Annotated in this window: 17 protein-coding genes and 3 pseudogenes; 6 read left to right on the forward strand and 14 right to left on the reverse strand. The window is 41.9% G+C overall.

What is annotated here, in order from left to right; all coding sequences use genetic code 11:
• Positions 1-16: 16 nt before the first annotated feature.
• The 3 genes from M5V91_RS10230 to M5V91_RS10240 form a co-directional block, all read right to left on the reverse strand.
• On the reverse strand, positions 17-691 hold the full coding sequence (locus M5V91_RS10230; protein ID WP_009330455.1) for a GntR family transcriptional regulator: 675 nt from the start codon (positions 689-691) through the stop codon (positions 17-19).
• 92 nt (positions 692-783) lie between these two features.
• Positions 784-1,251 carry a spore protease YyaC gene (gene yyaC / locus M5V91_RS10235; RefSeq protein ID WP_284522084.1) on the reverse strand — a complete coding sequence of 156 codons (468 nt, stop codon included), beginning with the start codon at positions 1,249-1,251 and terminating at the stop codon, positions 784-786.
• A complete protein-coding gene (locus M5V91_RS10240) occupies positions 1,149-1,403 on the reverse strand; it encodes a hypothetical protein (protein WP_284522323.1) in 255 nt (84 codons plus the stop codon). Before M5V91_RS10240 ends, yyaC begins: the two co-directional genes overlap by 103 nt.
• 275 nt (positions 1,404-1,678) lie before the next feature.
• Here M5V91_RS10240 and M5V91_RS10245 point away from each other — a divergent pair, with 275 nt between their 5' ends.
• On the forward strand, positions 1,679-1,828 hold the full coding sequence (locus M5V91_RS10245; protein ID WP_157380156.1) for a hypothetical protein: 150 nt from the start codon (positions 1,679-1,681) through the stop codon (positions 1,826-1,828).
• A 39-nt stretch (positions 1,829-1,867) separates the two neighbouring features.
• Here the strand turns inward: M5V91_RS10245 and M5V91_RS10250 are convergent, their stop codons facing one another.
• Positions 1,868-2,995 carry a M14 family zinc carboxypeptidase gene (locus M5V91_RS10250; protein ID WP_251175186.1) on the reverse strand — a complete coding sequence of 376 codons (1,128 nt, stop codon included), beginning with the start codon at positions 2,993-2,995 and terminating at the stop codon, positions 1,868-1,870.
• A gap of 353 nt (positions 2,996-3,348) precedes the next feature.
• Between M5V91_RS10250 and M5V91_RS30945 the strand changes: the two are divergent.
• Positions 3,349-4,253: pseudogene (locus M5V91_RS30945) on the forward strand (DMT family transporter).
• A 35-nt stretch (positions 4,254-4,288) separates the two neighbouring features.
• Here M5V91_RS30945 and M5V91_RS10265 read toward each other — a convergent pair.
• On the reverse strand, positions 4,289-5,536 hold the full coding sequence (locus M5V91_RS10265) for a helix-turn-helix domain-containing protein (protein WP_071158424.1): 1,248 nt from the start codon (positions 5,534-5,536) through the stop codon (positions 4,289-4,291).
• 945 nt (positions 5,537-6,481) lie between these two features.
• On the opposite strand from M5V91_RS10265, the gene M5V91_RS10270 reads away from it, so the two are divergent.
• On the forward strand, positions 6,482-7,057 hold the full coding sequence (locus tag M5V91_RS10270) for a helix-turn-helix transcriptional regulator (RefSeq protein WP_251175185.1): 576 nt from the start codon (positions 6,482-6,484) through the stop codon (positions 7,055-7,057).
• A 4-nt stretch (positions 7,058-7,061) separates the two neighbouring features.
• The gene (locus M5V91_RS10275) at positions 7,062-7,178 is read left to right on the forward strand and encodes a LuxR C-terminal-related transcriptional regulator (RefSeq protein WP_232292460.1); all 117 of its coding nucleotides are present in this window, start codon (positions 7,062-7,064) and stop codon (positions 7,176-7,178) included.
• Positions 7,179-7,228: 50 nt separating this feature from the next.
• Here M5V91_RS10275 and M5V91_RS10280 read toward each other — a convergent pair whose 3' ends face one another.
• The 6 genes and pseudogenes from M5V91_RS10280 to ystJ form a co-directional block, all read right to left on the reverse strand.
• A complete protein-coding gene (locus M5V91_RS10280; RefSeq protein WP_009330461.1) occupies positions 7,229-8,503 on the reverse strand; it encodes an L-cysteine desulfidase family protein in 1,275 nt (424 codons plus the stop codon).
• A gap of 139 nt (positions 8,504-8,642) precedes the next feature.
• Positions 8,643-8,990 carry a hypothetical protein gene (locus M5V91_RS10285; protein WP_009330462.1) on the reverse strand — a complete coding sequence of 116 codons (348 nt, stop codon included), beginning with the start codon at positions 8,988-8,990 and terminating at the stop codon, positions 8,643-8,645.
• Between the two features lie 116 nt (positions 8,991-9,106).
• Positions 9,107-10,624, reverse strand: a complete 1,518-nt coding sequence (gene opuFB / locus M5V91_RS10290; RefSeq protein ID WP_251175184.1) for an osmoprotectant update ABC transporter permease/substrate-binding subunit OpuFB — start codon at positions 10,622-10,624, stop codon at positions 9,107-9,109.
• Positions 10,621-11,573: pseudogene (locus tag M5V91_RS10295) on the reverse strand (ABC transporter ATP-binding protein). The gene opuFB and the pseudogene M5V91_RS10295 overlap by 4 nt, the downstream one beginning before the upstream one ends.
• Before the next feature lie 280 nt (positions 11,574-11,853).
• On the reverse strand, positions 11,854-12,048 hold the full coding sequence (locus M5V91_RS10300) for a hypothetical protein (RefSeq protein ID WP_284522087.1): 195 nt from the start codon (positions 12,046-12,048) through the stop codon (positions 11,854-11,856).
• Positions 12,049-12,379: 331 nt separating this feature from the next.
• Positions 12,380-13,585 carry an NADP-dependent malic enzyme gene (gene ystJ, locus M5V91_RS10305; protein WP_251175182.1) on the reverse strand — a complete coding sequence of 402 codons (1,206 nt, stop codon included), beginning with the start codon at positions 13,583-13,585 and terminating at the stop codon, positions 12,380-12,382.
• A gap of 141 nt (positions 13,586-13,726) precedes the next feature.
• Here ystJ and M5V91_RS10310 point away from each other — a divergent pair.
• Positions 13,727-14,618, forward strand: a pseudogene (locus M5V91_RS10310) (LysR family transcriptional regulator).
• Positions 14,619-14,666: 48 nt separating this feature from the next.
• Here M5V91_RS10310 and M5V91_RS10315 read toward each other — a convergent pair.
• From M5V91_RS10315 to M5V91_RS10325, 3 genes are all read right to left on the reverse strand, one after another.
• On the reverse strand, positions 14,667-15,371 hold the full coding sequence (locus M5V91_RS10315; RefSeq protein WP_217025153.1) for a gamma-glutamyl-gamma-aminobutyrate hydrolase family protein: 705 nt from the start codon (positions 15,369-15,371) through the stop codon (positions 14,667-14,669).
• A gap of 152 nt (positions 15,372-15,523) precedes the next feature.
• A protein-coding gene (locus tag M5V91_RS10320) for an IS3 family transposase (protein WP_099049179.1) occupies positions 15,524-16,857 on the reverse strand; the annotation gives its coding sequence in 2 pieces (ribosomal slippage) (positions 15,524-16,485 and positions 16,485-16,857; 1,335 coding nt in all).
• A gap of 118 nt (positions 16,858-16,975) precedes the next feature.
• Complete coding sequence (locus tag M5V91_RS10325) at positions 16,976-18,625, reverse strand: catalase (RefSeq protein ID WP_217025156.1); 1,650 nt, start codon at positions 18,623-18,625, stop codon at positions 16,976-16,978.
• Between the two features lie 235 nt (positions 18,626-18,860).
• On the opposite strand from M5V91_RS10325, the gene M5V91_RS10330 reads away from it, so the two are divergent.
• Positions 18,861-18,986 carry a hypothetical protein gene (locus M5V91_RS10330; protein WP_284522088.1) on the forward strand — a complete coding sequence of 42 codons (126 nt, stop codon included), beginning with the start codon at positions 18,861-18,863 and terminating at the stop codon, positions 18,984-18,986.
• Positions 18,987-19,059 lie beyond the last annotated feature (73 nt).

The raw sequence follows: 19,059 nt of genomic DNA on the forward strand, positions 1-19,059 counted from the left end.
GAGCTTCTGCTCTTTCTTAATTTTTCTTTTCACTCTGCTGCACCGCTTCAATATATGCTTTTTTGGAGTTTTCAATATGTATTTTGGTCAGATATTCAGCCATTTCCATTTCTCTATTGACGATGGCTTCCATAATTTTCAAATGCTCCTCCATTGATTTCTTTGCCCTGCCCGGGTTTTTATGCCCGATTTTGGCAAATGCGCGAATGTAATCGGATAATCCGCTCAGCATCTCATAAAGTTTCACATTCTTGGCGGAGCTGTATAGGAGATGATTGAGTTCCCTATGTAATTCAGAAGCATCCTCTTCAGGATTGTTCAAGTATTCCTCGACCTTTTTTATGCTGGCAGTGAACTTGCTTTCCATATCATTATCCAGCTTTTGAACAGCCAATTTTGCAGCCAGTACTTCAAGTGATGATAAAATGGTAAACACTTCGATAATTTCCTTTTCGGAAATATCGGCAACAATTACGCCTTTTCTTGGGACTGTCTTAACAAACCCCTGGGATTCCAGGCGGAACAGCGCTTCCCGAATTGGTGTCCTGCTGATACTTAATCTCTCAGCAAGTTCTCGTTCCACCAGACGGTCTCCCGCTTTAAATTCTCCGTCCAAAATAAGATCCTTAATATGCAGATAAACCCTCTCGCGTATCGAGATCAGATTATCTTCCGTCCAGTTATTCCCCATCCCTTTCCCTCTTTCTCTTTGGTATCCTTACGCTCATTATATCTTACCTATCGGGGTACAGCAATTTTTTGGCTGATTTACCCAATTTATGTTTACGGAACATTCATTTTTTCAATCACTCCTCTGGAAGTACGGTCATTTACCGCTACACGTGAAATGATTTCCGCAATGATTTCAGCCAGTTTTAAAACCAGGTATAATCTCGTGCTATTTAAGGAATTTACAGGTGATAATGGATCAAGCGTGTTGACAATGGCCTTCAAATGATAATCACCCACACTCGGAAGAGCCCGATTCACTGCATTTCCTGGAATAAACGACCCCTCCCTTATTAAAATATAGCCGATTTGCCGCTCGTCTCCGAGGCAGGCATCTATGCCAAATATAAACGGTTCATCATGGGTTTCTTTGATTTCTTTAAGAACCTTTTTGATATTCAATGCGTGAACAGGCTCCTTCAAAGTCCCATACACTGGATAGGGAATGTTCTTTTCTTTGAGGATCTTCCCTGCCAATGGCCCAAGAGAATCTCCTGTTGAGCGGTCAGAACCAATGCACAAAATAACGATTTCCCTGGATGTGCTGAAAAAATCTGTTCCAGCTTAGATACCATCTTATCGATTTCTGCTTCTTCCGTCGTTTCTTTAATGGAAATATAACTGGCTGCATCGACGGCATTTTTGTTCTGTTTGCTGGATGAAAATGGCCACATCTTGGTCCCTCCTTTCCGCGGTAATCGTTATTTATATACCAAATCGTCTTTATTTTTTAATTGATAATCATTCTTAGTGTATACAATGAATGCAGTAATTGTAAATTTTTTTACCAGTATATTATGTCCTGCCCAGACATTTGGCGATATATCCCCGTTAATATCTTTCTACAATCATACTAGAAGCCCAAGCTTTAGTTCATCTCCTTTTTAGATTCCTTTGAAGAATATTTTATTACCTTATACAAAAAATATTTTTTATGGAGGTGATCAGAATGAAAAAGGATATTAATGATGGAATTGAAAATCGAAACAGCACTTCCCAGGATATTTTGATGGATCGGGTAAATCAGGCTTTTAATAAAGTGGCGCAGGATGTAAGAGGAATGGTTGCAGAGAGTACAGTGAAGAAGAGCAACAGATAAAAAGAAGCTGGCTCCATGACCAGCTTCTTCTTTATTAACTTAAAAGCCTGATGATTCCGCAGGAACAATCCCATTATAATCTGTCCAGTAGCCTGCTAAAGGATAGGCCGGGATACTATTCCAACTCTCAGGATCCACATCATTTACTTCACCTGTAACATAGCCATATATCAAGGATTTTAAAGCTAAATAGTTTTGTTTTGTTAAATATCCATTCGATTTCTGCCCCAGGCTGCCATCGCTTGAATTGCCTTTTGTTTCAAAAAATACTGCTGGATGGCTGTGATTTTCCGGGTTTAAACCACTATAATTCAACCCCATCATCATAGCTGAAACGACTCCGCCTTTAATGTCGATATCATAACCTACCTGTTTTTCACTATCAACAATCTGGTAGCGGTCAATATGGGTATAGCCGTATCCGTTCATTTGATCGTAGACATATGCCAACATTTGTCTTGTCACATCATTGTAGTTTTTGTATGCAGGCAATGTTGGTCCATTCGGCGCAAGGGAAATACCGAGTGAAAATGAAGTAGCTTCATTTGTTCCATAAACCTGTTTTAAGCCTTGATGATGCAAATCGATTGCAAAGTCAGGTTTTAATTCGGCCCAAAAGGAATAAACGACTTTAGACTCTTTGGCTTTAAAGCCGCCTTCTGGAGACCAATCCCGGTTCAAATCCAGTAATTGTCCTGTCTCCGTAATCTTTGTACCACGGGTATTCATTTCTGCTCCATCCGGATTGTACATTGGAATGAAGTATAGTGTGGACTCTTCCAGAACGGTCTGTACCTCTTTGGAATTGTTGCTCGCATAAGTTTTTAACAGCTGAAGCGCTGCCTCTGTAACCAGCTTTTCATTTCCATGGATTTGAGCCTGAATCCAGATTTTCTTCTCCCCGGTTCCAACCTTGGCGACATAAATGCTTCTGCCCTGCTCTGATTTGCCGAAGCGGTCGAGTGTAAAAACTTCCACCTTCCCCTTGCTTGCCTGCTCAATGCCGTTGAGCGTTTTCACGACATCTTCGTAGGAGAGCATGCTGTTAATACTTGTGTTTCCATTTGTAGATGGCCCTCCTGGTACGGTTGCCGCAAAGGAAAGTGTGGAGAACAGCATAACAAGAAATGCTGTCAGCAATGCGATTTTCACTGCCGGTTTCTTCATATGTATTTCACCCTTTCTATTAGCCCCTTTATTCGGGACTCTAAAGAAATGATACGGGATGGGCTTGTCCCTAGACAGAGAAAAAAGAATGAATTTTCAGCTAATTCAGGAGATCATTTTGTTAATTGTGGTAATGTGACTAAGAATAAAGAACTGTTTTGTGCTGTAAATCGATAAAGTGTGACAAAAACCAACATATTCCCCTCTTCTTTTTTTCCTAAAGTTAAAATTGATAAGTCTTTAATAAAAATTAACTATTTCGCCTTCCGAAAAAGGTGTTATAATACTATTTATAAAATTTTACAGAAATGAAGGCGAGTTGTTTGAAAAAGAGATTATGGCTTATTTATGGAATGCTGACTTTGGCTACTGCTACATGGGGCAGCGCTTTTATTGCCGGCAAGTTTGCTGTTCAAAGCTTTGAACCTGCAACAGTTGCTTTTTTGCGGTTTTTGGGAGCTGCCATTTTGCTTTTTCCGCTCATGTGGATCATGGAAAAAGACCGGAAACGACCGAATTTGAAAGATCATGGATTGTTTGCTCTTTTGGGCCTGACCGGAATTGCCTTATATAATATTTGTTTTTTCCTGGCCACAAAGCATGCGCCCGTGATTAAAAGCTCATTATTTATTGCTTCAAACCCGGTGCTGATTGTCCTTTTATCAGGGTTATTTCTAAAAGAAAAGATAACAAAAAATCATATCATTGGAATGGCCGTTGCTTTGACAGGTGTAGTGTTTATTATAACAGATGGCCATTTGCTTAAGCTTTTCCAATATGGCTTTGAACCCATTGACTTCGTATTGCTGGGAGCTGTGGTCAGCTGGGCCATCTATAGTGTTGTGGGGAAAGTGGTTTTGAAAAATTCAGCTCAGTGGAGTCCACTACTTATGCAGTTGCCTATGGAACTTTATTTCTATTGCCATTCGCTTCTGCTGAAACATCGTGGATGGATATCCAGCAAGCCAGCATGACGACATGGACTGCTATAGCCCATATGAGCATTTTTGTTACCGTGGTTTCATTTGTCATGTATTATAACGGAATTAAAGAGGTCGGTGCGGCCAAAGCCTCAATTTTTATTAATGTGATGCCTGTATCTGCCGTTATCATGGCTACGGTCTTTTTGGGTGAAACATTCACCATGGCTCATGGAATAGGGGCAGCCTTTGTTCTGACAGGTGTTTATATAGGAACAAATGCGAAAATGTTTAAAAAAAGGATGCATAAACAGTCAATGAAAAATGAGACAGCATAAGAATGCAGTCTCATTTTTTTCATTGCGAAAAAAGGTTACTCGTGATCATAATAGCTTTTTTGTTTCTGTATAAAAGAACGGGCGAGCTCAATTGCTTTTTGTGCCTCACCTATTTCTGAATAAAAATGGAAAAGCTTTTTCTCATAATGGTCGATTAAAATGCCATAGCCAATTTTCTTAAAGTACGGCAAAGCTGTTTCCTCAATAAATTGATAGTATTGCTGTTCTTCTTTTTTCAATAGATAGAGATGAAGCTGAAAGTAAATCCAGGTAAATGAATCAGCTGCTTTTGCCCTCTCCATGCCCTCTTCAGCTAATTTTATTAGCGCACTGCCGGCCTGAAGTTTTCCTTTATAACAGGTATGAATGTAACCATCTAAAGCAGTTAAATAGTGAGGAGCATTTTCGGCAGTAAGCTTAAGTGCTTCTTCATAAAGGCCTGCTGATTCCCTGTATTTCTTTCGGCGAAAATATTCGAATGCCAGATTATGATAAAGCTTGGATTTCCGGTCACCTGAATTACACGCATCACATAACTTAATTAACTGTTCATATTTTTCCTTTGTTTCATTAAAATCATGTAGTTCTTTGGCATTTAGCTGAACAATCAGCAGCATTTCTGTGTCTATAATGCGGAGAATATTTAAGGTTCTTTGAAAATATTGAAGAGCCTTTTTCCCGTAATAATAGGCTGTAATATTTGAATGGATGGAATGGTAAGCAATCGCTAGGTGGTAATAGTATTCATCATAGTTGTACTGATCTCTGTCAATGGAAGCTAAACAGCTGATGCAGTCACGGTATTGACCTGTAAGAAAGTAATAGATGCCCTGGATATGTTTCAACAGATTCGCATCATGAGGCGAAAAGGCAGCGGAAGCTTTATTAAGATCCGAGATTAATTTTGAGGCTGACTCCAAATCACTCACAGATAAATAGAACCTTGCTGACAGAAGCCCATATAGAGTCTGAAAATCTGGCATATGAATCAGTTTTTCAACCTGCAGCTCCTTTTTTATCTGTTTTGATTCCTGTATTCGCTGCATGATCATGCTCTCATGCCATTCATCCAGCCTCTTTGCAAGCTGATGATATCGAAGTATTTCTTCTTCGGGATTAATGCCGAGCCTCCTGGCCAGGAGGTGTGTAATTTCCCCGGAGTATTCGGTAATCCCCCTTTCAATTTTACTTAAATGGGTTACTGAACAAATCCCTTCTCCCAGCTGACCCTGAGTTAGGCCTTCTCGTTCCCTGTAAAACTTAATTATTTTCCCAATGATCATGCTGCACCTCGATATTAAAGTTTCTATTATTATAGTGAAATCACCAGTGATTTTCTATAGGTTAATAGAAACAGGCAGTAGACCTGTCTCCCGCCATCTGTGGAAATGTATCTTAATAGATAGGAGGAAGCTTAAAAAGATTACCCCACAATGGCAGTGGCAGCTCGTTTGCTGGATATTTTTGATCTCTGTTCTTTATGACGACTGTTTTCTTTTCCCCGATTTCGCTTTCGTCTTCATAAACGCTTTATGGCGACCGTTTTCTTTTCCTCTCTTACATTTTCGTCGTCATGAGCCCTCCATGACGACCATTTTCTTTTCCTATCTTGCATTTTCGTCGTCATGAACGCTCCATAACGACCATTTTCTTTTCCTCTCTTGCATTTTCGTCGTCATGAACCCTCCATGACGACCGTTTTCTTTTCCTCTCTTGTATTTTCGTCGTCATGAGCCATCCATGACGGCCATTTTCTTTTCCTCTCTTGCACTTTCGTCGTCATGAACGCTCCTTGGCGACCGTTTTCTTTCCCTCTCTTGCATTTTCGTCGTCATGAACGCTCCTTGGCGACCGTTTTCTTTCCCTCTCTTGCATTTTCGTCGTCATGAGCCCTCCATGGCGACCGTATTAATTCCTTTAGTCGCCATGAGCTCTTCAGAAAATCTGGCAAGTAATTAATTTACAAAACTAACACAAAAAAGGACACTCCTTCAATCAGAAGTGTCCAATCTGCATATATTATTTCGAAGCGACACTCCCCTGGAACACACGCTTTAAAGCATTTGCCGCCTGCTCAATCGATTTTCTTCCCTGCTCCAGTACACCTGGCATCCAGAAGAAGCCATGGATCATGCCGTCATACCGTTTGGCTTCGACCGGGACGCCTGCTTCTTTTAAGCGTTAAGCATAGGCTTCCCCTTCATCCCGCAGCGGGTCAAACTGTTAATATGGCATTAGAATCTACCATTTTGGATAATATCCAGAATTTAGAGGATGTCGATAGTCATGAGGAAAAGCTGTATAAAATTCTAGAGGTTTATATGAACGTTTTCCCTGTAAAGAATGCCCATTTATTCCGGTATTCACCTTTAGGTTTTATTGGTGAAGGAATCATCGCAATAACGTGCCACGGATTAATTCATATCAGAGATATCAGGGATGATATTCGTTCATTGCCGCTCATTTACTCCGCCCTTTATGAACGAAAAGCAAAATATTGTTCTGGGATCGAGTACCTTAAGCAAATAAACATCAAATACATAACAACTTCCAATGTCAACTCCTTCCTGGCTATCCCCATCTGCTTTGGTGCCGTTCCTATCGGCTATATTTGCACAAACGAATTTGATGAGCACGGAAAAATATCTGATCAGCAGCTTTCTTCTTATACACAATTTGGTCAACACGTAGGAAAAACCCTTGAAAAAACGGAAGGAAATGGAGATGCCCGGCTATTAAGCAGAAGAGAAATGGAGGTCATGAAAAGGATTTCCTGGGTGGGAAAGCATCAAAGAAATGGCTGACTCCATGTTTATCAGTCAAGTCACCATCAACCAGTATATTAAAACAGCTATTAGGAAACTGGGAGCTCAAAACCGGACACAGGCAATTGCGGAGATGTTTCGACGAGGGATGATTTCGTAATTAGCACACCAAAAAGGCCCTTTTCTTAAAGAGAGGGCCTTTTTTTCAGTTTATTTCTCCATCATCAATTTTAAAATCAGCTCATCCGTATGACGGGTTCCTTCATTCCCTAATTTACAAAAACTCTCGATGCTCTTTTCAACGTCATCGTGAATAAATCCATCGGTTGATTTGATTTCCTGATCGTTGAGCGCAAGGAGGGCAGACTGCACAGCTACATTGGAGCAGGTAGATACTTTCATGGCACAGCCGGCTTTTGCTCCGTCACAGATCATTCCGGAAACATTCCCAATTGTGTTTTGTATGGCTGCTTTAATTTGCTGAAGCTCTCCATCCAGCAAATATACGATGGCTCCACTTGCCCCCATTCCTGCAGCTGTTACACCGCATAATGCTGAAAGCCGGCCAAATTTAGATTTAATATGAATGGTTATCAGATGACTGAGTGCCACTGCCCTAATCATTTTTTCCTCAGAAACCTTTAGTCTTTCTGCAGCAGCAACAACTGGAAGTGTGACTGCGATTCCCTGGTTGCCGCTTCCGGTATTTGCCATGACAGGCAGAGTGGAGCCTGCCATTCTCGCATCTGATCCAGCTGCTGCCAAAGACATTGCTGCAGTGGCAATATCATCAGACAAGATGCCCATTTTCACATTTTTCTTTATCGTTTTCCCTACCTTTAAGCCATATTCGCCTGAAAGGCCTTCCATTCCAATGACCCGATTGAGCTCGATACTCTTTTTGACAAGTGATAAGGAACTGATTTCAGCATTAAGCACCCATTCATATATCTCATCAATAGAAAGTGCAATTAATTCATCTTCTTCCGATTGAATTCCTATATTTTCACATCCGCCCTGGTAGATAGCCTTGCCATCAACCTCTATTAAAGTAATATTGCTGTGGTTATCAGAGATTACCACTCTGGCAGTCTGCATATCTGTTTTTAATTCTGCTTCGATAAACAGCCTTTTTGGCGTCTCCGCCTGAAGGGAAATTACTTTTCCTTCTTCAATAAGTTTCAGCGCCAAAAGTTCATCTTCTGGCCCCACTCCCTCTAATACTTCCAGCTTTCTTGCAGGGTCCCCTGCCACAGCGCCGATTGCCGCTGCGAAATCAAGACCATAGGAACTCATGCCGGGTATTCCTACTGACTTAGCATTTTTAATAATATTTCCGCTCGCTTTTAAGCAAAGCTCTTTTATTTCCCCTTTTGCATGGCTCTTTGCAGTGGCTGCTGCAAGTGCAATCGCAACAGGTTCCGTACATCCAAGGGCAACCACTAATTCTTTTTCCAGAATTCTTAAGATCTTGTGCTTCTCCATTTTTCATACCCCTAATTGTTTAAAGTAAAAGAATAAACTTTAACTATTATAATCCAAATAGTTAAAAATTAAGAGAGGCAATATTTCCTTCCACGCTAAAACTCTTAGGAATCAGAAAAATAGGAGCAGCTCTGTCTGTTTAATCTTTGCTGAATAATGCACTGAGATTCTTCAACGTATATAATCTTCCAGTCACCATAAACAGGCTGTTATAGTTTCTATGTACATATTCATCTATAATGGTGAGCCCTTTTACAAACCGGTCCACCAAATAATTTGTATACTTTGGGTCCCAGACAAAGCGATTGATTCTGAACAGCTCATCTGCGAGGATATGAAACTTAAAGTCTGCAGCAATCAATTTGATTTGATGTATTTTGTCAGTGTCCATATAAAAGATATTTCTTTCAAGATTTTTATCGAGAAAGTCAAGAAAGTCCTTAATATTTTCAGCGAGCAGGTTAGCCTTTTCCATCTCAAATAGCATATCAACATCTCCTTAAGCACAAGTGCGATTAAGAAATGTGTATGATAGTCGGGCATAATTTAAAACAGTTCACCATGCAAAAACCGCCTGGATTCTCCCCAGACGGTTTTCGAGTACTACTTCAGAAGCCCCTCCTTTTCCAAATACTCCCGGGCAGTTTCTTCTGCACTTGCCCCTTCCACATTGACTTTATAATTCATTTCACGCATTTCATCGTCGCTAATTTTACCCCTCAATTTGTTCAAGGCTCTAACCAATTCGGGGTGTTCCTCGACTGTTTCAGCTCTTAGCAATGGTGCACCCTGATACGGAGGGAACAGATTCTTGTCATCCTCCAGGACAGTGAGGTTATATCTTGCTATTTCACTATCTGTTGAATAAGCATCCACTAGGTTGATTTCGCCTTTTTCGATTGCTCCATAGCGTAGCTTAGGCTCCATGGTTAAAACAGTTGGAAATTCCACGCCATATAGCTCCTGGATTCCACGATAACCATCTTCCCGATCCGAAAATTCAAGGGTGAAGCCAGCTTTTATGTTTTTCTCGACAGCTTTTAGATCTGAAATAGATTGCAGGCCAAATTCCTCGGCCAATTGCTTAGGAACTGCCAAAGCATAGGTATTATTGTATGCCATCGGTTCTAACAGCTCCATGTCGTATTGTTCTTTCATTCCTTTTCTCGCCTGCTCATAAACCTCTCCACTGTCGGTGCTTACCGCTGTCTCTTTTAAAAATTCAGCAATGGCCGTACCGGTAAACTCAGGATACGCATCGATGCTGCCTGATTTCAGCGCATTGAAGACAAACGACGTTTTTCCTAATCCTGGCTGTAACTCAACGTTAAGGTCGGTTTCATTTTCAATCAGTAATTTGTACATATTGATAAGGATTTCCGGTTCTGAACCAAGCTTCCCGCCAATGACAAGATTCTCTTCTGATTTATTTGTCACTAAAGGGATGGCCATAACCAGTATCATCGCACAAATAAATATCCCCAGCGCTGTGAGCGATCTTTTAAATGACATATGCTCGAAGCGGCGCAGCAGCATGTCAAAAAGGATTGCCAATATGGCTGCAGGTATGGCCCCAAGAACGATCAGTGCCGTATTATTCCGGTCGATTCCAAGGAGGATCAGTTCTCCCAGTCCTCCTGCCCCAATTAATGCTGCAAGTGTAGCCGTTCCAACAATTAAAACCATAGCTGTCCGGATTCCGGCCATTATCACCGGCATGGCGAGAGGAAGCTCTACCTTCAAGAGCCTTTTCCGCCTGTTCATTCCCATTGCCCTTGCCGCTTCGATAATGGAATCATCCACTTCCTTTATGCCTGTATATGTATTTCTTAGTATGGGCAGAAGTGCATATACGACTAGTGCGATAATTGCCGGAACTTTCCCAATGCCGAATAAGGGAATTAAAAGACCAAGCAAAGCTAAAGAGGGCACAGTCTGCAATACTGCCGTCACTCCAATGATCCCTTCTGCTATTTTTTGTTTGTTAGCCAGATAAATTCCAAGCGGGATCGCAATCAGGACTGCGAAAAACAAAGCAATAAGCGAAATCTGTATATGTTCAATAAGTACACTTAATAATTGCCCTTTCCTTTCATTAAAAACAGAGCTGAAGGTGTTCATGACCTCACCTCTTTCTTCATGCTGCCAGCCAGCTTACGAATAACGGCCTGCCTGTTAACCATTCCAATGATGTTTCCGCCCTCTTCCACAGCAAGTTCATCTTGAGCTGCCAATAAGTTAAGAGTTTCTTCCAGTGAAGCCGAGACGGAAATGACTGCCCCGTTCTGTTCGGTTTCTGAAATCGGCTGGAGGATATCTTGAAGGCTGAATCCCCCCATGTAAGGACCCCGCTCTTCCCCGACAAACTGCCGGACAAAGTCATCCTCCGGGTTAGCAAGAAGCTCCTCTGGAGTGCCAACTTGCACGATTTTCCCGTCCTTCATGACACAAATGCGGTCACCAAGCTTTAAAGCTTCCTTCATGTCATGTGTGACAAAGACGATTGTCTTCTCTATTTTTTCTGGAGATGGATTAGGTCGTCCTGAAGCTTTTCCCTGCTTATGGGATCCAGCGCACTAAAAGGCTCGTCCATCAGGATGATAGGCGGATTGGCGGCCAGGGCTCTTGTTACTCCGACTCTTTGCTGCTGTCCCCCTGAGAGTTCATGTGGCCTTCTGCTGCGGTAGATGTCAGGCTCCAATCCGACCATTCCCAATAATTCATCAATCCGTTCTTGGATTTTTCCCTGTTCCCAGTTCTTTAGCTCGGGTACTATTGCGATGTTCTCCGCAATTGTCATGTGAGGAAAAAGGGCAATTTGCTGGAGGACATAGCCGATATCCCAGCGGAGCTCATGAATGTCATAGTCACTTATCCGTTTGCCTTTAATGGATATCGTTCCTGATGTCAAAGGAATCAGTCTATTAATCATCTTCAGAACGGTTGTTTTTCCAGAACCGCTCGGACCGATAATAACGAAGAACTCGCCTTCTTTTATATGTAAATTAATTGAATCAACAGCCTTGGTTCCATTCCCATACTGTTTTGACACATTGTCAAATCGAATCATTGCTCCACCCCTCTAATAAGTTCACATCTGGATTGTTCCCTAAATATTTTACGGAAAAACAGCCGTGCAGAAGTTTTCTTTTTACCGTTATACCATCATACAGATAGATAGGTTATTTTTCCATTATGGGGTTCTATAAAAAAGGACAGCCTCCATCAAATAGAGGCTGCCTGTTATTATTATGCCGGAGACCTGTTCAGTTTCTTAAAGAGATCCGGAAAGTCGTTTCTGATTGTTTCGCGGATATCTCCAAATGCAAGATGGCGAATGGGATATGCTTTTACTTTTTTAGGGTGGAGTGCGGGTTTCCTTTAAAGACATTAACTGTCTCTTCTAAAAATCTTTCCTGCTGAAACAGATGATTGTTTCGATTTTCAAAGATTTTGTTTTCTGTTTGCTCGTAAATAATATAATAGTCTTCGATGATTTCACCACGGAACATTTCCTGCGTCTCGATTACTTCGTATACTTTCATCGGTATCAATCTCCTTAATAAAATTAATTTGCTCTTTTCTAAAGATAGGAAATTTTATAAGGCTGTCCGCTGATTTCCGCTACGGACACATGCTTTCCGCAGGGAGGAACGGGAGCCTCCTCGGTTTTGCAGGAGTCAAGTTTCCTCCGCTTTAATCAACTCAGCTGATAAACTTAGTTATCCGCTTAGAAACATAGAACCTTAAGAAAACAGCCATTAATTCAGAGTGACGAAAGTGATAAAATAATTCCCATTGGCAAAACCAGCATCCTGATACTTTGGATACTATGATTTACTTCGCTTGAACATGCCTCCGCATGCAAATTTCAGTCTATTGGCTTATCGTCTCGCTCTGCAGGATTTCGATCCGGGCAGCACCGGTTTTCTGGGCGGCTTTTACTACGGCATCCCTTACGGCCGGAACAACTCGGCTGTCGAGCGGTCCTGGTATTACATAATCCGGTGATAAGTCTGTAGCGTCGATTAATCCGGCGATGGCCTCAACAGCTGCCATCTTCATTTCTTCATTAATTTCAGTAGCCCTGACGTCCAAAGCCCCTCTGAAAATCCCCGGGAATGCGAGGACATTATTCACCTGGTTAGGCAAGTCAGAGCGTCCTGTTCCTACCACTTTGGCTCCTGCCTCCTTTGCCTCTTCCGGCATGATTTCTGGAACCGGATTTGCCATGGCGAAAATAATGGAATCCTGACTCATTGTCTGGACCATTTCCTTTGTTAAGGCTCCTGCAGATGAAACCCCGATAAACACATCAGCGCCGATAATAACCTCTTCAAGCGGACCCTGCCGTTTGTCTTGATTGGTGATTTTCGCCACAGACTCTTTGACAGGGTTCATTCGCTCCTGCCTTCCTTCATAAATCGCTCCCTTTGTATCGCACATGATGATATCTTTTACACCCATATTGAGGAGCAGCTTGATAATCGCGATTCCTGCGGCACCTGCCCCATTGATTACGATTTTTATTTTTTCCATTTGTTTATCAACAAGCTTTAAAGCATTTTTTAAACCGGCAGCCGTTACGATGGCTGTTCCATGCTGGTCATCATGAAAAACGGGAATGTTCATTTCCTGCTTAAGGCGTTCTTCAATGTAAAAGCAATTAGGTGCCGCGATATCTTCCAGGTTGATGCCTCCAAAGGAAGGCTGCAGCAGCTTGACTGTTTTAATGATTTCTTCGGGATCCTTCGTATCAAGGCAAATTGGAACGGCATCAATTCCTGCAAAAGCTTTAAATAGGGCAGCCTTCCCCTCCATGACGGGCATGGAGGCTTCAGGGCCAATATCGCCAAGCCCCAGCACCGATGTTCCGTCAGAGACAACCGCGATTAAATTGCCTTTTATTGTATAATCATAGACTTTCTCAGGCTGGTCATGAATTTTCCGGCATGGCTCTGCTACTCCTGGGGAATAGGCTAAGCTTAAATCCTTCATGCTGTTCAGCGGCATTTTCACATCAATTGATAACTTCCCTCGAAACTTCTCATGAAGCAATAAAGATTCTTTCTGCAAATCCATCTTAACCATCTCCCCAAATTGAATATTGTTAATTTTCAGTATTATATTGTTGTAGATTATTATATAATGAATGATATCCATAAATGAAATACATATAATCTATAAACATTATGCCTTTTGGTTATATGAAGGGGGATCTGTTTGGATATACGGCATTTGGAATATTTTGCTGAAGTAGCTCAGCACTTAAGTTTCACAAAAGCATCACAGACCCTGCATGTCACCCAGCCATCCATCAGCAAAGCCATAAAAAACCTCGAAGGCGAACTGGGGGTGCCGCTTTTTTACCGGTCATCGAAGCAGCTTGAATTAACGGATGCGGGAAAAGCGGTGCTGATTAATGCAAAGAAAGTGCTGGACGCATTTAAAAACCTGACTTTGGAGTTAACAGATGTGACGGAGCTGAAGAGCGGTGAAATCAAAATTGGCATCCCTCCTATTGTAGGTGCCGCTTTTTTCGCAGCTCATCAGCCAGTATAAAGAAAAATTCCCATTGATTGAAATTAAATTAACAGAGGTAGGCACAAAGAAAATTAAAAAGGGCGTAGACGATGGAACATTGGATATTGGCCTTATTTGTACGGTGCCTGCACAAGGCAGCAGCTTTGAAATTATTAATGTTTTAAAGGACCCCTTAATGCTTATTGTCCATCGTGAACATCCGCTGGCTTCAAATAGTGAGGTACACTTTTCACAATTGGCGAATGAGCCCTTTATACTCTACCGGAAAGATTTCACCCTTTACGACCTGATCATTGAGGAGTGCTCGAAAAGCGGATTTCATCCCAATATTGTCTGTGAAAGCTCACAAAAGGACTTCCTGCTGGGGATGGTTGAAGGAAAACTGGGGATCACTATGCTGCCAAGTAAAATCTGTCAGAATATATACAGCCAAGACCTTGTTGTTCTGCCAATCTCTGAATCTGCTATAAATTTGGAGCTGGGGATGATCTGGAAAAAGGAAAAGTACTTATCGTTTGCGGTTCGGGAGTTTATCGCCTGTTCAGAGAGTTATTTAGAGAATGGACTATGAAAGAGCCGTCGCAAAAATGAAAAATGCGACGGCTTTTTATTTCTAGTTTTATTGTTTGCAAGCCTTTATAAATGCATCAAAAATAGCTAAGGATGGGTGATCGTTCTTTTGTGTCATGCATTCAGGGTGCCACTGTACCCCTAATACAAAGCTATGCTTGTTACTCTCAAAAGCCTCAATGACTCCATCATTTGCCTCGGCACATACCTCAAAGTTTTCAGGCATCTTGCGGACAGCCTGATGATGATAGCTGTTTACTTTAAAACTTAGATCACCAGTGGCTCTGTGCAGAAGAGAATTTCTTTTTACATTTACAAAGTGGGACGCATGCCACCGGGGTGCTTTTTGGGCATGCTGCAAAAGAGGGACGCCCATCTGGAAATAGATGTCTTGATACATATCACCCCCAGCAGCAATACTGAGGATTTGGCAGCCCCTGCATATGGCTAAAATTGGTTTATCAAGAGCCAGCATTTTTTTAATAATGCTGAGTTCAAACGTGTCTCTTTCAGGACAGATGCTTCCCAGATTTTGATGGGGTTCTTCACCAAATAGGGTGGGATCGATGTCCCCTCCACCCGTAAGAAGCAGCCCATCCATCTCTCCAGCTAATTTTTCAATTTTGCCATCTTCCAGCAGATTAGGCAAAACAATTGGAACGGCCCCTGCGTTTAATAATGAATGGATATTATCCATTGAAACGGAAAGCTGCTTGTCATCTAAATTCGATGTAACCCCTATAATTGGTTTCATTCGGCACCTCTGGCTATATAGTTTAGGAGATTATTCTACAAAACCGGGAGGAAGTCTTACCTGCCTGCAATTAAAAAATGGAAAAAACAAAGAAAAAAGCTGTCCACCTTTGGATGAACTGTGCCCCGATTTACGGACAGTTTAAAAAGCGCCTATGCGGCTAGTAAATGGCCCCGGTATTGCCCCGGGGTCATTTTATTTAAGCCCCATTGATAACGATGCTGGTTATATTCCTCAATCACTCGATCCACTTCTTTTCTAACATCTCCTAAATTATCTAATGATTTATACTCTGCTAAATCCTTAAAGTGCCCAAAGAAACTTTCCATTGGTGCGTTATCCCAACAGTTTCCCTTTCGGGACATCGATTGTATTAAGCCAAGTTCTTTTACTTTGCTTTGGAATTGGGGATGGGTATAGTGGAAACCTTGGTCAGAGTGCAGTATGGCTTCTGGATGAAAATGATCGCCAACAGCTTGTTTTAACTTTTTAAGCGTCTTATATACAATATCCATTTCTAACGAAGTGGATAGATGATAAGCGACAATTTCTTTGGTAGCTCCATCTTTTACGCAGGATAAGTATGCTTTTTGTCCCTTTCCGAAATAGAGATAAGTAATGTCAGTAAGCAGGACTTTTCCTGGTTCTTCTTGATTAAATTCTCGGTTAAGGAGGTTGGGACAAGATCGATGCTCATGGGTTGCCTTAGCCATTTTACGATAAGGATTGGCTTTCCTTACTTTTGTTACAAGATTATATTTTGCCATCAGACGCCTAATCTTTTTGTGGTTCATTACCGATGAATAATCATTCTCCATAATCATTTTGATCTGGAGGACACCTACTTTTTCTTTTTTACTTATGAATATTTCTCGAATTAACTCTATATCCAATTGATCCTTCTCGTCACGTTGTGCCCGTAATTGTGCTGCCTTCAGCCAATCATAGTAGCCACTTCGACTTACGCCTGCCAGTTCACACAGGTAGGAAACAGATTTTTTCAACTGATATGTTCTGATGGTTTTCTCAATTAAAGAAAACTTCTCAGCTGCCGTTAGAATCGTTTCTTCATCAACGCCTGCCTTTCTAGTTCTTCCAGCTTTTTTAAGAAGTCATTCTCTGCCTCAAGGAATTTAATCCTTGCCTCAGCCTTCCTTAGTTTCTCCTCAATGGAAAGTTGTTTAGAAGAAGGACGTCCAGTGCTCCCTTTACCTCGACGTTCCGTAAGGAAACCTTCCTCCCCGAACCTTTCGAATGTTTCTCTCCAACGCTTAAGACAACGTTTTGGCTGTTCCTTGCCAATCATCTCGAGATCAAAGCCTTGTTCAATAAAGATTTGCGATGGTGTTTTCCCACTTTTGTACTCCGCCACTGCTTTTATCTTAAATTCAGAACTATAGGAGATTGACCTCTCAGAAGCCCTCAAAACATTAGGATTCTTTTCAAGCTCTTTCATTTGGAATTCATTATAGATATTCTTACTCATAAAAAATCCTCCGCCTTATTCATTAAAACTATTGAAACACAAAAAACCCCAGAAAGGGGCACTTTTTTATCAGTGTCCACTATCTAGGGTATAGTTCAGGACAGCCCTAGCTTCTTAATTAATATGGATCCGTTTCACGGCTTTTCTCAACAGCTTCCTTTGCTGCCTCGTTTTCAGCAATCGAACCCTGGCCATATTTGGATCTTCCAGCGTCTCGGCCAGGCACTTGCTCTTCCCCGCTCATTGCCAGCAATTCTTTCATGACTTTCTCGGTTCCTTCCTTCACACGGCGTCCATAATCTTCATCAGCCTGTGTGAAATGCTCAAACATAGCATCCTGAATACGTTTGTCACATACCGCCAGTGCTTCAGAGAGGTTTTTGATTAATTCCTCGCGCTCCCAATCTTCAAAGCTCCGATATGTATGGCCTGCCTGACCATAATTATTTGGACGATCGATAGGTGCGCTCATGGCTGCAGCATTATAGGTTGGCCGATGCGGTGTGCGCCCTTCCTCAGGTGCTTCCTTGAAGCCGCCCTTCATCGATGGCTCATAGTTAATATGCGGATTTTCTCCCGATTCTTTAGGGTCACGAGTATCCATTTGGCCGCGCTGCTGGTTTGTGCGAACAGGTGCTTTCGGCGCGTTCACCGGTAATTTCAGATAGTTTGCCCCTACGCGATAGCGCTGTGTATCGGAATAAGAGAATGTCCGGCCCTGAAGCATCTTATCATCAGAAAAATCCATTCCGTCAACGAGTACCCCTGTACCGAAGGCAGCCTGCTCAATCTCTGCATGATAATCCTCTGGATTGCGATCAAGAACCATACGGCCAACAGGAAGCCAAGGGAACTTATCTTCCGGCCAAAGCTTTGTATCATCAAGGGGATCAAAATCCAGTTCAGGATGGTAATCATCCTCCATAATCTGTACAAATAGCTCCCATTCAGGATAATCTCCCCGTTTAATTGACTCAAATAAATCCTGTGTGGCATGACCGACATTTTTCGCCTGAATTTCGTTTGCCTCTTGCTGTGTCAGGTTGCGGATGCCCTGCTTCGGCTCCCAGTGATATTTCACCAGTACCGCTTCCCCTTTTTCATTCACCCATTTATACGTATTGACGCCGGAGCCTTGCATATGACGGTATGTAGCGGGTATTCCCCAAGGTGAAAACAAGAATGTAATCATGTGTGTGGCCTCAGGTGTCCTGGATACAAAGTCAAACATCCGCTCGGGATTTGACACATTTGAAACAGGATCAGGCTTGAAGGCGTGAATCATATCAGGGAATTTCATCGCATCCCGGATAAAGAAGATTTTCAGGTTATTACCGACTAAATCCCAGTTTCCATCCTCTGTGTACATTTTTACTGCAAAGCCGCGCGGATCACGAGCCGTTTCCGGTGAATCTTTTGCCCCTGCAACGGTAGAAAAGCGTACCATCAATGGCGTCTTCTTCCCTGCACCAGAAAAAACCTTTGCGCGTGTATACTTTTCGACCGGCTCATCCCCAACTTTTCCGTATGTCTCAAAGTAACCGAATGCCCCTGCTCCTCTTGCGTGAACCACACGCTCCGGTACTTCTTCCCTGTCAAAATGGGAGATTTTCTCAATGAAATGGTAATTCTCCAAGGTCGCTGGTCCCCGATTGCCTATCGTACGGATGTTTTGGTTATCAGTAACAGGATGTCCCTGCCGAGTCGTCAGCGTCTCACGCTTTACATCTTGATCATTTGCTGAATTCCTATCATTATTCTTTGCCAAAATCAGACCTCCTAATATTTTATGACGATATTTTACCTCGGTTTTAGAAATTTATACCTGGATTTTCCTGTATTGTTAGGTGATGGGGTTTCTTCCAAAACACAATTACTTCAGGTGTTATCATACCCTGTGTGGCTGAAATGAAACCTTTTTACGAAAAAAGCTCCTCGTTTATTTGTTCGAATAATGTTCTTGCCTTTGTAAAAAAATACTCTTGTCCAAAGGGGGTGAAGACGTGCCTAATCTAAATGATAACAAGTTCAAAAAAATTCAATCGGAAAGCCAGAAGCAGGGTAAATCATACGAAGAGTATGCTGCTGAACTGGAAGAGAACAAAATGAAGGCTCAAAAAAGAAAATAGAAGAAAAGAAGACACGCGCTTTTCCCTTCAGCTTTTACGGGAACAGGCGCTTTTTATATTTTTAGACCTTTTC

It is taken from the genome of Cytobacillus pseudoceanisediminis (genome assembly GCF_023516215.1).
GTDB lineage: Bacteria > Bacillota > Bacilli > Bacillales > Cytobacillaceae > Cytobacillus > Cytobacillus pseudoceanisediminis.

Bases quoted from the DNA above. Each gene is read 5' to 3' on its own strand.
- M5V91_RS10300 (WP_284522087.1), bottom strand. From the start codon at position 12,048: ATGAAAGTATACGAAGTAATCGAGACGCAGGAAATGTTCCGTGGTGAA.
- M5V91_RS10315 (WP_217025153.1), bottom strand. From the start codon at position 15,371: ATGAAACCAATTATAGGGGTTACATCGAATTTAGATGACAAGCAGCTT.
- M5V91_RS10280 (WP_009330461.1), bottom strand. From the start codon at position 8,503: ATGGAGAAGCACAAGATCTTAAGAATTCTGGAAAAAGAATTAGTGGTT.
- M5V91_RS10240 (WP_284522323.1), bottom strand. From the start codon at position 1,403: ATGTGGCCATTTTCATCCAGCAAACAGAACAAAAATGCCGTCGATGCA.
- ystJ (WP_251175182.1), bottom strand. From the start codon at position 13,585: ATGGATTTGCAGAAAGAATCTTTATTGCTTCATGAGAAGTTTCGAGGG.
- M5V91_RS10245 (WP_157380156.1), top strand. From the start codon at position 1,679: ATGAAAAAGGATATTAATGATGGAATTGAAAATCGAAACAGCACTTCC.
- opuFB (WP_251175184.1), bottom strand. From the start codon at position 10,624: ATGAACACCTTCAGCTCTGTTTTTAATGAAAGGAAAGGGCAATTATTA.
- M5V91_RS10275 (WP_232292460.1), top strand. From the start codon at position 7,062: ATGTTTATCAGTCAAGTCACCATCAACCAGTATATTAAAACAGCTATT.
- M5V91_RS10285 (WP_009330462.1), bottom strand. From the start codon at position 8,990: ATGCTATTTGAGATGGAAAAGGCTAACCTGCTCGCTGAAAATATTAAG.
- M5V91_RS10250 (WP_251175186.1), bottom strand. From the start codon at position 2,995: ATGAAGAAACCGGCAGTGAAAATCGCATTGCTGACAGCATTTCTTGTT.
- M5V91_RS10265 (WP_071158424.1), bottom strand. From the start codon at position 5,536: ATGATCATTGGGAAAATAATTAAGTTTTACAGGGAACGAGAAGGCCTA.
- M5V91_RS10270 (WP_251175185.1), top strand. From the start codon at position 6,482: ATGGCATTAGAATCTACCATTTTGGATAATATCCAGAATTTAGAGGAT.
- M5V91_RS10230 (WP_009330455.1), bottom strand. From the start codon at position 691: ATGGGGAATAACTGGACGGAAGATAATCTGATCTCGATACGCGAGAGG.